This window comes from Acinetobacter sp. SAAs474, assembly GCF_032823475.1.
Classification (GTDB): domain Bacteria; phylum Pseudomonadota; class Gammaproteobacteria; order Pseudomonadales; family Moraxellaceae; genus Acinetobacter.
The window spans coordinates 421,903-436,121 of the sequence record NZ_CP127915.1 but is presented as its reverse complement, the minus strand read 5'-3'; the positions used below and the strand labels follow the sequence as shown (position 1 = coordinate 436,121).

The 14,219-nt window shown below is 37.6% G+C and carries 8 protein-coding genes; 5 read left to right on the top strand and 3 right to left on the bottom strand.

Annotated elements, in window-relative coordinates; genetic code table 11:
• Positions 1–5: 5 nt before the first annotated feature.
• The gene (gene ubiE / locus QSG86_RS03015; protein ID WP_317030147.1) at positions 6–947 is read right to left on the bottom strand and encodes a bifunctional demethylmenaquinone methyltransferase/2-methoxy-6-polyprenyl-1,4-benzoquinol methylase UbiE; all 942 of its coding nucleotides are present in this window, start codon (positions 945–947) and stop codon (positions 6–8) included.
• Between the two features lie 130 nt (positions 948–1,077).
• Positions 1,078–1,782, bottom strand: coding sequence for an FFLEELY motif protein (locus tag QSG86_RS03010; protein WP_317030146.1), 705 nt, complete (start codon positions 1,780–1,782; stop codon positions 1,078–1,080).
• A 207-nt stretch (positions 1,783–1,989) separates the two neighbouring features.
• Between QSG86_RS03010 and QSG86_RS03005 the strand changes: the two genes are divergently transcribed.
• Entirely contained in the window at positions 1,990–3,405 is a 1,416-nt protein-coding gene (locus QSG86_RS03005) for a phosphate--AMP phosphotransferase (RefSeq protein ID WP_317030145.1), read from the top strand.
• Positions 3,406–3,569: 164 nt separating this feature from the next.
• Here QSG86_RS03005 and QSG86_RS03000 read toward each other — a convergent pair whose 3' ends face one another.
• A complete protein-coding gene (locus tag QSG86_RS03000) occupies positions 3,570–4,076 on the bottom strand; it encodes a hypothetical protein (RefSeq protein WP_317032653.1) in 507 nt (168 codons plus the stop codon).
• 304 nt (positions 4,077–4,380) lie between these two features.
• Between QSG86_RS03000 and QSG86_RS02995 the strand changes: the two genes are divergently transcribed.
• The 4 genes from QSG86_RS02995 to rpsO all read left to right on the top strand — a co-directional run bounded on the left by QSG86_RS02995 (position 4,381) and on the right by rpsO (position 14,190).
• Positions 4,381–8,004 (top strand): exodeoxyribonuclease V subunit gamma, encoded by a 3,624-nt coding sequence (locus tag QSG86_RS02995; RefSeq protein WP_317030144.1) that lies wholly within the window; start codon positions 4,381–4,383, stop codon positions 8,002–8,004.
• A gap of 3 nt (positions 8,005–8,007) precedes the next feature.
• Positions 8,008–11,709 carry a UvrD-helicase domain-containing protein gene (locus QSG86_RS02990; RefSeq protein WP_317030143.1) on the top strand — a complete coding sequence of 1,234 codons (3,702 nt, stop codon included), beginning with the start codon at positions 8,008–8,010 and terminating at the stop codon, positions 11,707–11,709.
• A gap of 84 nt (positions 11,710–11,793) precedes the next feature.
• A complete protein-coding gene (gene recD, locus QSG86_RS02985) occupies positions 11,794–13,542 on the top strand; it encodes an exodeoxyribonuclease V subunit alpha (protein ID WP_317032652.1) in 1,749 nt (582 codons plus the stop codon).
• Between the two features lie 378 nt (positions 13,543–13,920).
• On the top strand, positions 13,921–14,190 hold the full coding sequence (rpsO, locus tag QSG86_RS02980; RefSeq protein ID WP_004637724.1) for a 30S ribosomal protein S15: 270 nt from the start codon (positions 13,921–13,923) through the stop codon (positions 14,188–14,190).
• Positions 14,191–14,219 lie beyond the last annotated feature (29 nt).

Genomic DNA, 14,219 nt, shown 5'->3' with positions numbered 1-14,219 from the left:
TTCTTTTATAGTTTAAAACCACGATGGACAGCAACAATACCGCCAGTTAAATTATGATAGTCACAATTTTGGAAACCTGCTTGTTCCATCATGCCTTTTAAGGTACGTTGATCAGGATGCATACGAATCGATTCTGCTAGATATTTATAACTTTCCGCATCATTTGCAACAATTTTACCCATGATTGGTAATGCTGTGAATGAATATAAGTCATACAGTTTAGAGAATGGTTCAAATACTGGTTTAGAGAACTCTAGAATTAGTAAACGGCCGCCTGGTTTGAGGACACGATACATTGCAGCAAGTGCAGCATCTTTATCTGTTACATTGCGTAGACCAAAAGAAATAGTGACTAAATCAAAACTGTTATCTGCAAAAGGTTCCAGCGTTTCTGCATTGGCCAGTACGAAATCAACATTGCTACAGCCTGCATTAATTAAACGATCACGTCCTACATTCAGCATTGATTCGTTGATATCTGACAACACCACATGACCGCTTGGACCAACTTCACGACTAAATACTTTGGCAAGATCACCTGTACCACCAGCAATATCAAGGACATGCTGACCACGACGTACACCAGACATATTAATGGCAAAACGTTTCCATAAACGATGGATACCAAATGACATCAGGTCATTCATAATATCGTATTTGCTGGCAACAGAATGAAAAACCTCAGCAACTTTTTGTGCTTTTTCTTCACTGTTTACCGTTTGGTAGCCAAAGTGAGTAGTATGACCTACACGGCCACTATCGGCACCACGTGGTAGATTATATTTAGGAATAGCTGTATTCGTCGGAGTATCTACTTGCTGCTGTAAAGACTGTTGTTGTCCTTGAGGCGCACCTTGAGGAAGTGGCTCAGTCAAGAATGGACTCACTGTGTCTGTATGTTGTGTCGACTTGGTTGTTGTAGTCAGTGTTTGGTCTTCATTCGACATTCGAGTCACTCCTAACAAAAAATAGGGTTAAATGTTGCAGTGCATGCATGATGACAGATTATTGGTCGTTGTACAGCAATCATCATACGATTGTTATGAATAATATACAGAAAAATCGTCCTAGTTTAGCTTATTTAAATGGATCTGGGTGGCCTGTATGCACTTTCTCAATCACTTTTTGTTCTAGTGAGGTAAATAGATGAATAAATTTTTCAGCAGATTTGAGTGGCTTAATCGCAGCGAAACCTTCCTCTATAAATTGATACATGGCTATAAACTGATATTTATATGCGGTACTTTTACACATTTTAAAGGCGGTATAAATCATAAATGAACGCATATATCGATCTAAATATAGCCCCAGTTCATTAAGCATCTTTAATTGGGTTTGACGGCTATTCAGCTGGTCGAGTTTTAAATAGCTTAGACGCATCATTTCATCATCAATGGCTTGGGATGCTGGGTAGTCTTTTAATAGTTGTACGGCAATATCCTCATCGAGCTGTACGGCTAAAATTGCCAATGAAATGGCTAATGTTCCTGTTTTAAGCGCATTTTCTGGAATCAGTTTTTCCGCCTTATGGGCAAATTGCATTAAGCGTGCAATTTGTGCTGCCAATTGATCAAAATCTGGACCACCATATAAACGATTTAAAAAATATTCTGCCATCATGACATTGGCTTTTTCTGAGAATAGTTGTCGATGCGTGTATTGAAGACGTGTACGTTTCCATGATTGTACTTCTTGTAATCGCTGAAAAATTTTTTGATCACGATGATAATCCAACTGATGGTAACGTTCTAAAAGCGTATCGAATACAGCAAGCTTAGCCATATATGTCCTTAAGATGTTGAGCTAAACAGGAAGTGTAAAACGATCTGTTTAAAGCAGCTATAGCATTGGATCACTAATTGTGAATAATCCAATAGTTTTATGATAAAAATATATTATTTTAATTATATTATTTTAATAATGTAAAAACACAAAAAAATGATATAGATCAAGTTATAATCACATGACTATAAAGCCAAGAGTATAATAATGGTCACTGAAAATAATGATTTTAAAATGATTGCTGAAGACCAATTATCGGTTGACCTGATTGAAGCACAATATGCCTTAAAAAATACCCAAGGCACTGCAAAAGCAAAAAGTTTAGTGATTTTAGTCAGTGGAATTGAATTGGCGGGTAAAGGTGAGGCCGTAAAGCAGCTTAGAGAATGGGTTGATCCACGGTATTTAAAAGTAAAAGCAGATGCGCCACATCCTTTTTCTGATCATTATCCATTTTGGCGTCCTTATGCCCAATTTATTCCTGCTGAAGGACAAATATTGGTGATGTTTGGCAACTGGTATGGTGACTTATTATCCACCACCATGAATGTGGTGTTACCCATAGATGAAACTTTATTTGATCATTATGTTGATCGTATGCGTGCTTTTGAGCAAGACTTAAAAAACAATCATGTTGATGTCATTAAAGTTTGGTTTGATTTGTCATGGAAATCATTACAAAAACGTCTAGATAGTATGGATCCAAGTGAGATTCGTTGGCATAAATTACATGGTTTGGATTGGCGTAGCCAAAAGCAATATGACACAGTACAAAAATTACGCCAACGCTTTACCGAAGATTGGTTGGTGATTGACTGTGAAGATAAAAAACAACGCGATCAAAAATTTGCCCAACATATTTTAAAAGCGTTAAAGCATTGCCCAGCACATTTACGTAAAGCTCAAAGTGTTTGGCAGCAAGCGATCATTCCAGAATCCTTACTGCACCCAACTGAAGCGAGTATGGATAAAGCAGCATATAAAATAGAATTAAAAAAATTGAGTAAAAAAGTTGCTGATGCATTACGTCAAGATGCACGTAATATCGTGATTTTATTTGAAGGAATGGATGCTGCGGGTAAGGGCGGTGCAATTAAACGTATTGTAAAGAAGCTTGATCCACGTGAGTATGAAATTTATAGTATTTCTGCACCACATAAATATGAACTTGCTCGGCCATATTTATGGCGGTTTTGGACTAAAATTCAACCGGATGAAAAAATTACGATCTTTGATCGTAGTTGGTACGGTCGTGTTCTGGTTGAACGAACTGAAGGGTTTGCCAGTGAGGTTGAATGGCAACGTGCTTATGCTGAAATTAATCGCTTTGAAAAAGATTTATCGGATCATCAGACTGTCGTGATTAAATTTTGGTTAGCGATTAGTAAAGATGAGCAGGAAAAACGTTTTACAGCACGTCAAAGTATGCCGCATAAACGCTTTAAAATTACCGATGAAGATTGGCGTAATCGTAGCCATTGGGATGAGTATTTACAGCAAGCTGCAGATCTATTGCAACGGACGAATACGCAATATGCACCATGGCATGTGATTGCAACCAATGATAAATATCGTGCACGTTTGGACGTGCTACAGCATATTCTGACACAGTTAAAAGCGTGAGTTTTACAGCTTGCGCGCTTGTATATCGCATGCAACAGTATCTAACAGACGTCTAGATCACAGGCATGCTGCCTGTTGGTTTGCTGAAGTTATTTACGGATTGTATTGTATAAAGTCGCGTTAGCGACTTTAGCTGAGGTATTGAATTAAAGACGATGACCGTTTTAATTAACCTGTTGTATCGTTTGCTTCGCTTGAATTTTTTTGGCTAATTGATAGCAGTCATTAATATGTGCTTCAGCGACTTTTTTCATCACCAAGTAACCTAAACTTGCAGCAATGATTTGCCCACCAATTGGAATAAATTTGGTGACTTGCTTGGTGATATATTTGGCAGCCGCATTATTGATAGATTTTTTAATCGCCGTACGTGCAATCACTAATCCAGAGAATTCAATGCCACGTTTACGTAATTCTTGCCAATGTATCTGCTTGGTGGCAGGATCATAAACACTGATATGTTCCGGTGCTAATCCAAATCGTGCGCTAATTTGTGGAATCAGTTGCGATAAAATACTCACATCAATCATCACATCAAAAAAAGGCAGTGGAACAATTGCTGCACCAGCAGAAAAGTAAGCACGTTTTTTGCTGAGTGCAAGACATTCTTCACGTACTTGTTCTAAATTTAAATTGCTATCAATTGATTGAGGAAGATTGTCTATTTTCATCATATAAATCCATTGTATTTATTGATTAAAAGATGGCGGTATTTTATGTCTAGCGAAGATCAAATCAAAAGTCATCGTATGGCTTAAGTGTATAACGCAGTTTTATAAGAGTTTAGTGCTAAGTTATCGTAATTTGTATATTTTTTGCTGAAACACTGTGATATTAATCACTTTATAATAGTTAAATGACAATTTTGTTTAAAAATTTATGCACAAGCAGTTTTGCAAATGCATCATAGACACACTGCACGATATCATCAATAATCCAAAAATTGACTGAGTAATTAAAGAAAGGAAACGCAAAATGGGGATTCATGTGATTCAAAGTCAACGCATTGATGTTTTATTACATGCAATGTTAAAGACTACAAAACAGAGCACATTAAGTCCATTTGACGCGTTAAAAACACAGCATATTATTGTTCCTTCTGCGGCCATTGAGACATGGCTCAATACACAGATTGCTGAACAACAAGGAATTAGCGCCAATATACAGTTTTATCACCGTATTCGTGGTTTCCAGTGGTCTGCTTATCAGTGGGTTTTAGATGCGCATAAAGATAAAGTACGTAAAGCCAATATCCCACGTATTATTATTAAATGGCGCATTTTCCAATTACTCAAGCCCTATATTGAACATGAACAATCTCACCTAGATCAACAACATCCATTATTTCCAATAATTCAACGTATTTATGCCAGTGCCGAGCAAGTCGAATATGGCATGGCACAACAGCTTAAAAAACAAGATATGTTGTATTGGGTTGCAGAGCAAGTCTCTAAGTTATTTAGTCATTATATGACTTATCGTAGTGAATGGTTGAATCACTGGCATGAACATGGTGTTTTAGATATTGAGCACATGTTTTTTAATAGCAATACAGAAATTTCTGCTTTTACTTTACAGCAGGCACAAGAGTTAGAAGGATGGCAACGTTGGTTATGGCAACAGGGTTTTTCACAGGATTTTATCGAAATACAACAGATTGATCAGTTGTTTTGGCAAGCATTGGGAGATCCTCTTCGGCCTGATGAGGCACTTAAAAAACTACCACCACAATTGGTGGTATTTACTTTGTTAGATCTGCCTCCCAGCCAATTAAACTTTTTAAGACAACTGGGGCAATATATTGATATTTTTGTCTTTCATTATAATCCTTCACAAGAATACTGGGCAGATAGTGTCGATCCACACTGGAAGACACGTTATGATGTACGTGTTAAAGAGCGTTTTATTGAAAAAAATCCTCACGCTACCGATGCTGAAATTCAGCAATTTTTTGCCGAGTTTAGTTTAAATTTTAATGCACAGAACCGTGAATCCCGTCATCCGCTATTGACTCGTTTAGGTAAACAGGCACGTGATCATTTTTCCTTATTATCCAGTTTGTCTTCTGGTGAAGAGGGGATGTGGGCAGACTTATTTGTCAACGAATATGCTGATCATTTATTGGCCAAAGTACAATCAGATATTTTATATTTGGCCGAACCTGAGCCTCATCATTATGTTTTACAACCCAACGATGATTCAATACAAATCCATGTCTGTCATTCTGCTCAACGTCAACTAGAGGTATTAAAAGATCATTTAATTGACTGGCTATCGAAAAGCACCATACAACAGCCTCGTAAACCGAGTGATATTTTGGTGCTCATGCCAAATTTAAAGCAGTTAGAACCACTGATTCGCAGTCATTTTGCTCCTCCACCTTATACAGCGAATAGCAAGGAACGATTAAGTACGGATTCGATTTATTTACCAATTCAAATTGCAGGGGTCATGCGTTTAGATGTTCAACATGCTTGGCGTGCTGTGTTGGGGCGTATTGAATTGGTTCAAGGGCGTTTTTATTTAGAAGATTTTGCCGATTGGTTAAGTTTAAATGCCACCTTATGTCGTTATGATTTAGAGATTAATCAAGTGCGCCGTATGGTGATTCTGTTGGAAAAAGCAGGTTTTAAACGTGGTTTTGATGATATTCATTTACAGCAAAGCTTAAGTCACTCAGATCAAGATTATCGTTTTAGTTTTAAATTTGCTTTAGATCGTTTAGCTTTGGGTATTGCCATCCCTGAACATACCGTATTTCAAAATATACTCAGTGATGGACAAGTATTACCCAGTGATTTTGAACTCATTGCAAAATTAATCGAAATCTACCAAGATTTTTTACATCGTCGTGACTGGATGATTGGGCATGAATTGGGCGAAATATTGCATGTGGAGCAGTGGTTTGAACGTTTAATGCAAGATGTCTCTGAGTTTATACAGGCTGGAGTGGAGGCATTAAATACGGTATATACCATCATTAAAAAGTATCAACGTATGTTAACTTTGGCTAACTTTTATGATCAAGATCAACAGCATGCTTTAGATTATCTATCATTACCACTACCGTATTTAATTGCAGAAATTAATCAAATGATTGAGGGGCAATTAGAGCAGGCAGAACCAACAGGATATATTACGTTTAGTCAAATTGGACAAATTCGTCCAGTGCCTTATAAACTGGTTGTCATGCTTAACTTGGATAGTGGTAAATTTCCCAACCGTAATGTTCATTTACCTTTTGATTTGATGCAACTTCTCAAACCTCAATTGGGCGATCGTTCACGCTTAGAGGATGATCAAGGTGCATTTTTAGATGTATTGTTGTTGGCTCAAGAGAATCTGTGGTTATTTTATAATGGTTTTGACGTCAGTGATGGTGAGGTTCGAGAGCCATCACATGTTTTACAAGAGCTTATTCAACACTTAACACTGATTATTAGACCAGATCCACATCATGCCACCATGCAAACGGTAATGCTCAATGGTTTGGCCGTACCTCAACATCTACAATCTTTATATCATGTTCATCCCTTACAGCCTTTTGATCCGAATGGTTTTGAAAATTCATCTAAAATTCGCTATCAAGATCAATGGTTTCGGGTTGCACAGCAAATTCGTTATGCACAAGGTTCAGCTCAACAATGGGCCAATGTCGCCTATCCTGTATTAGATCAAGATGTTCAAGTTTTAGATAGCCAGCAATGGATTAACGATATTACCTTTCCTGCACGTTTATATCTAAAAAGTATAGGCGTACAAAATTTAAATCCTCAGGATATTCCTGATCAATTTGAGCCTTTATTACTGGATGGTTTAGCACGCTATAGCATACGACATTTTTTACATCAACATGATGGTCTGGCGGATCCAGCATTACTGATGGATCAATTGCCTGTAGGTAAAATTCAGCACAGTGCATGGCAGATGAGCCAGTTAGAACAACGCCAACTTCAGCAGCGTTTACAGTGTTATGCAGCGACTGAAACCGTCACAACATCACAGTTATGGCGTATAGAAGCTCAGTTATATATGAATATTAGCTTACCCAAACAACATCATCCCGACTGGGTAACGCTCAGTGCTGCCAGTGCACGTGCCAATCGTCGTGCCAAACTTTGGTTAGAATATTTACTTTGGTTGGCTTATTTAAATTTAGGTCAGGGAGGTACAGACTATCAACGTATTATGGTTTTTAGTGATCAAACGATTATCTGTCAAGGCGTGAGTTCAGAGCAAGCCAGACAATATTTAACTGAATGGTTAAAGGCTTGGCGTTATGGACAATCTCAACCTTTGGTATTGCCTGCTGCGTTGCTTTTAAAATGTATGGAAAAGGATCAGGTCTTGAGCTGGCATGGCGATGAGCAGGGGCGGATGTTGCTGGATCAGATGCCTGAAATCTTAAAGCTATGGAATGATAACGGACAGTTTAGTTCTTTTGATGTTACGGCCAATGAGGCCAGTAAATTTCATCGCGATTGGCAGTTTATTTTACAGCAGCAGGACGCTTTACTGCTGTTGCAAGCAGCATGTGAAGACTATGCTTATCGATTGTATGCTCCTATTTTTTGTTATCAACATGCGATTAAGGATTAAGTTATGACGCTTCATCATCATACTGGCGCATGGTCTTATCAACCTATCCATGATATGCAGTTTAAAGGTTTACATTGGATTGAGGCTTCTGCTGGTACAGGAAAAACCTATACCTTATCGAGTTTAATGGTTCGTATTTTACTGGGTGCATATTTACCCAATCAAATTATTGCCACCACATTCACCCGTGCAGCAGCAGCAGAGTTAAAACATCGTATCCGTCTTCGTTTAGTGGAAACATTAAACTTTTTGGTCCGTTTGCAATCTGATAGCCAACAGCAAATCCAGCAGCATTTACAACATGAAAAAGATCCACTATTTCAAAAAGTACTACAGGACTATGCACCAAGAATTGATTATGCCAAAGAACGTTTAAAACTGGTTATTGATCAGCTTGATGAATTATTTGTTGGCACATTGGATAGCTTTACACAGACAATTTTACGTGAATTTGCCTTTGAAAGTGGCAAAATTGAATCGGCTCAAATTACTGAAGACGCAAAGGCGTATACCGATCAACTGATTCATGATGTTTTACGTGAATGGATCCAACATCAGCCGCAACAGATAATTGACTATTTGTTGTTACAGCAAAAATTAAAGTCGATTGATCAATATCGTCGTGTGGTAGAACAAAGTCTGAATTTTAGCTCGGCACATTTTCAGGAAATTCCATGTCCAAATATCGATATTGCGCAATTTGAAGCGGCCATTGACGCGGTCTTACAATTAGATATGACTCAAATTGATCAATTGAGTGATTATTATTTAATTGATGGTGCTCATTATACCGTAGTGGCCAAAAAATGGCGCAATCACAATTTGCTGCAGCAGCTTTTATGCGTTGATCTTGGAGAATGGTTAACGGCATTAAAAGAACAAAGAAGCTATGCCGTATTTTCACCACAGTTTTCAGCGACGGTAAAAGCATTGATGGAGCTTAGTTGTAAAAAAGTATTAAATAAATGTGCAGAAAATATTTTACTACAATTTAATCACCATCCGCTCATTGTGACATTACGACAATTTTTTGAACAATTTCAACAGCTCGTTAATCATCTTGAACATTTAGACAGCCATTTAAAATTTTATTTAAGTCAACAAGTCAAATATCGTTTACCGTCTTTATTACATCAAAAAGGTGAAACGACTTTTTCTCAGCAAATTCGCAACTTGTCTGAAGCATTACAGGGTGTACAGGGACAGCGACTGGCACAGTTTATTCATACCAAATATCCATTGATTTTAGTGGATGAATTCCAAGATACCAATCAGGACCAAGATGATGTTTTGGCCCGAATATGGCGTGATCGTTCACGTTATTGGCAGGGATGTATGATTATGGTAGGTGATCCTAAACAGGCCATTTATGGTTTTCGTGGTGGAGATATGCTGACCTATAACAAGGCACGTCAAGATGTATTGGCCAAGCAAGGGCATTGTTATAGCTTGAAATATAACCATCGTTCCGTAGCCGAATTGGTACAGGTGGTTGATGCATTATTTCAACGTCAAACGGATTTTGGTGAGGATGTATTTTATCATCCTGTGGCAGCAGGTCGTCAGCATCCACCCTTAGTGGATACACAAGGTAACAATCATTTACCCTTACGTTGGTTGATGCTAGAAGATAAAGCAGATGAAGCAATACAGGTGGCTTGGCAGATTCGCGACTTACTCAATCAAAGTTTACAGGGACAACTGTATATTGAGCACGCTACCGAGCAACAACCGATTATTGAAGATGATATTGCAATATTATCGAAAAATCATGATGCTTTAGATAAAGTTCAATATGAATTAGAACGTTTAGCCATTCGCGTTAATCGTCCTTCGAAAAAAAGTGTATTTGACAGTCAGGTGGCCAAAGATGTCGGGGCATTACTGATTGCCATCATGAATCCTTATGATGAGGAAAAAGTTAAACGTGCTTTACTCAGTCGATTGTTCAATTTTGATCTGGCGCAATTAATTGCATGTCAACATCAGCCGGAAGGTTTGAGTCAATATATTGCTGATTTTGATCTTATTCGTGAAATGTGGTTAGAAAAAGGTTTTGTTACTGCATGGCAATTTACCTTAAATTTATTTCATGTTTGGCAAAATTTAGTGGCGAGTCAAAGCCGTGACAATGAGCGTAATGTAGTGAATTTACGTCATATTACCGATATCTTAAATCAACATAGTGAAGCTCATCAGGGTGTACAAAATTTATATGATTGGTATTTAAAACAATTGCAATCACCCAGTGAGCGAGAGTGGGAATTAGAGCGTAAACTGTCGAATGCCGCAGGTATACAATTGATGACCATTCATCAATCTAAAGGCTTGGAATATAAAATTGTATTTTTACTGGGTGCAAATAAGGCGTTTAGGGAGCCTGCAAAGACGTTAAATTTTTCGACACAGACCATTATCAATCCTGCAACACAGCAAACCGAACCTTATCGTGTCGTTACCATCAATGATAAAGCCTTACTTTCAGATCAGGCACAACAGCAACATCAATCTCGTGCAGAGGCAGAGCAACACCGACTTTGGTATGTGGCATTAACCCGAGCCAGTTATCGTGTATATGTATTGCTTAATCAGCAAGATGCTCAATCTTTATCTGGATTGGCATTTTGGCGCGGTCATGGCACAGAGATTTTTCAGCATCTTTTGAGTGGTGATGAACCTGCTTTAACACAACGTCCAGCGCAATATGTAACTCAAGTCACAATACCGCAACAGTTATCTGCACGGCCATTTCCACAGCAACGTTTTTATCCACGCAGTAAAACCAGTTTTAGTGCGCTATCACAACATTTAAGCCATCAGCAGGCCAAAGATGCTTTGGCTGCCTTAACCGAACAACAATCATCAGCAACTGATGAGATCAATATTGTACTGACCAATGAAAAAATTTTACAACAGCCATTAGATTGGATTAAACAGCATTTTCCAATGGGTACTGTGGCTGGAAATTTTTTACATGAGATTTTTCAGCATATTGATTTTCAGAATGCGACGCTGTGGTCTCTAGAGATTCATCGTCGTTTTAAAAATGACTATCCTGCTTTATGGGCACAGTTATGTCAGGCATGGTATCGTGATTTTCCAGATCATACTGAGCAGCAGTTAATTGAGTTAATTGTACAATGGCTACATGATGTATTAGAGACACCGTTATATCCTCATTTTAAATTAAAGCATCTTGATGCAAATCAGTATTTGACAGAATTTCCGTTTCAGTTGGCATTGGCTGATCATGTGTTATCCACGCAAAGAATACATCAATTATTTATTGAACATGGCATTTATATGCTGGAGTTAAATCAGGCACAGTCAGCACGTTATTTAACCGGTTCGATTGATTTGGTTTTTTTTGATGGTCAAAAATATTATATTGCTGATTATAAAAGTAATTTCCTAGGAAATGAACAAAGTGATTATGGTGTAGATGCCATTCAAAACAATATGTCACAAGCAAGTTACTGGTTACAAGCAGCGTTGTATTTGGTGGCATTACATCGTTATTTAACTGTGCAGTTGGTTGGTTATAATATTGATCAACATTTAGGTGGCGCGATTTATTTATATTTAAGAGGAATGAATGCTGAGGCGGGCTATGGTTATTATTATTGGCCAGCAGATAAAGAGCTTATTCTTCGATTGGATGCATTACTTGGCCATCAATCGAGAGTGAGTTTAAACGATGAGTAAAGTCAAAATAAGTTTAATAACAGATCCATTCTTGCATGACTTGTGGATAACTTTGAGGATAATTGTGTGGAAAACAATCAAAAAATGATTAAACAATCATCTGAAGATCAATCTATAGCATGGTATCAAACTTGGGGAACATACTTATATCAACAATGTGTTAAATATCAAAAACCTTCCGAAGTATTTCATGAAATTATTGCGAAAATAGCAATGGCTGTTCAGCAAGGGGATAGCTGTATTGAGCGGATACCTGATGATATTCAGCATTTAGCGGGAATGGTTTTAGCTGCAGATCAAGTGAACGCTACACATATCGCGCCCTTTATTTATGATGCACAATATTTATATTTGTATCGTTATTGGGCATTAGAGCATGAATTGGCACAACAGGTTTGGCGGTTAAAACAACAGAAAATTACCACGATCGCTTTGTCTGGTATAGAGCAACTGTTAAGTGATTCTTATCAAAAACAAGCTTTACAAACAGTCATAGAACATGCCTTTACGATGATTACGGGGGGGCCAGGGACAGGAAAAACATATACCTTGGCACGTATTATCGCGGTATTAAGTCAGACTCAGTCTGATCTGCGTATTGCTTTAGCTGCACCGACCGGTAAGGCGGCACAGCGGATGAAAGAGGCTTTACAATATGCTTTAAATGATCCCCATTTAGCGGCTTTTGTCAGTGATGAATTAAAAAATATTACCCCTATTACCATTCATCGTTTATTGGGCTTGGGTCATCATCAGCAAGCTAAATTTAATGCTAAACAACCATTACCTTATGATTTAATTGTAGTTGATGAAGCATCGATGCTTGATCTTCATTTGGCCAATATGCTGTTTTGTGCTGTACCAGATCAAGCACGATTGATTTTATTGGGTGATGCACAGCAGTTGGCTGCTGTTGATGTTGGTAATGTATTGGCGGATTTACAACAGATTCCTGCTTTGGCATCTCATCGAGCACATTTAGTGACGAGTCGACGTTTTAAAGCAGGTGCTCTCATTGGTCAAATGGCACAATTTATTCAACAGCAAAATCAATATTCATCTGGTGATGTTTTAGCACAATTTGAACAGCAAATCGTTAAGGCTGGACAGTTAAAAGCAGTGACATTACATGATGAAATGTCAGATTTTATTCAACTACAATATTTAGCTGATGAAACAGAATCCAGTGCAGCATGGCAATCCTGTTATGATCAACTGTTCTATGGTTTTTCCGCATATGCTGAAATAATTAAAAAAAATATAGAAAATAATAGCTTAGAGCAGGATTTAACTCTCATTATGCACCATTTTGATGCGTATCGAATCTTGACCGCAATTCGTCATGCAGCATTCGGACTTTATCATTTAAATCAACAAATTGAACAGCGATTTTTATCTGATACTCATCAAATTAAACAAGGAGATTGGTATATCGGACGTCCTGTAATGATGACCTATAATGACTATCAATTGGGTCTCTCGAATGGTGATATTGGTATTTGTTTAAAACGTGGTGATATTTTAGATGGTGTATTTGAAGTGTATTTTCCGAGTTTACAAAAATGGGTATTGGCTACCCGCTTACCTAAAAATATAGAAACGGCTTATGCATTAACGATTCATAAATCTCAAGGTTCTGAGTTTAAGCATACCGCGATTGTTTTAGATGAAACAGCAACTAAATTATTAAGTCAGGAATTATTATATACTGCAATTACCCGTGCTAAATCAGTCGTGAGCTTGTTGGCCCATCGTTCTGCCTTACACTGTGCATTAACGCATCGGACCACGAGAAAAAGCGGTTTATTAAGTAAAATTAATCAATTACTTTAATTGTATATGTGATCTAAAAAGTAAACATTTTTGTAGGAAATTGCTTACAAGGATTCGAGATATTTGCTCATGAAGAAGCTGATACTTTTTGAGAAGATGACTTTATAAAATAATCTGGCAAGGAAAGCTGGATATAATCGTAGAATGATAATTATAGCCAAAGGCAACGAACTTACAAAGACGTAGGTAATAGAGGAACTTACAGCCGCTAAGCCTTGTAGTTTTGGGAGAGACTACAAGGCTTTTTTATTTCTTGTTTTGCAATTTAAACCCTTTTCCCTTAAAATACTTTACTTGCTGTAGTGATGCACGGCAGTCAATTGTATAACAGTTGATTTATATCGTAATTTTTAACTTTAAGCATCTCGGAGAAATCGAATGGCTTTAACAAACGCAGATCGCGCAGAGATCATTGCTAAATTTGCTCGCGCTGAAAATGACACTGGTTCACCAGAAGTTCAAGTTGCACTTTTAACTGCTCAAATTAATGATTTACAAGGTCACTTTAAAGAACATAAACACGACCATCATAGCCGTCGTGGTTTGATCCGTATGGTTAACCAACGTCGTAAGCTTCTTGACTACCTTAATGGTAAAGACCATGGTCGTTATGTTGCATTGATTGGTGCTTTAGGTTTACGTCGTTAATTCGATTAAAGCTATGTTTTCGTGTTATT

Excerpts from the sequence above, each read along its gene's own strand:
- ubiE (WP_317030147.1), bottom strand. The coding sequence starts at position 947 with ATGTCGAATGAAGACCAAACACTGACTACAACAACCAAGTCGACACAA.
- QSG86_RS03010 (WP_317030146.1), bottom strand. The coding sequence starts at position 1,782 with ATGGCTAAGCTTGCTGTATTCGATACGCTTTTAGAACGTTACCATCAG.
- QSG86_RS03005 (WP_317030145.1), top strand. The coding sequence starts at position 1,990 with ATGGTCACTGAAAATAATGATTTTAAAATGATTGCTGAAGACCAATTA.
- QSG86_RS03000 (WP_317032653.1), bottom strand. The coding sequence starts at position 4,076 with ATGAAAATAGACAATCTTCCTCAATCAATTGATAGCAATTTAAATTTA.
- QSG86_RS02995 (WP_317030144.1), top strand. The coding sequence starts at position 4,381 with ATGGGGATTCATGTGATTCAAAGTCAACGCATTGATGTTTTATTACAT.
- QSG86_RS02990 (WP_317030143.1), top strand. The coding sequence starts at position 8,008 with ATGACGCTTCATCATCATACTGGCGCATGGTCTTATCAACCTATCCAT.
- recD (WP_317032652.1), top strand. The coding sequence starts at position 11,794 with ATGATTAAACAATCATCTGAAGATCAATCTATAGCATGGTATCAAACT.
- rpsO (WP_004637724.1), top strand. The coding sequence starts at position 13,921 with ATGGCTTTAACAAACGCAGATCGCGCAGAGATCATTGCTAAATTTGCT.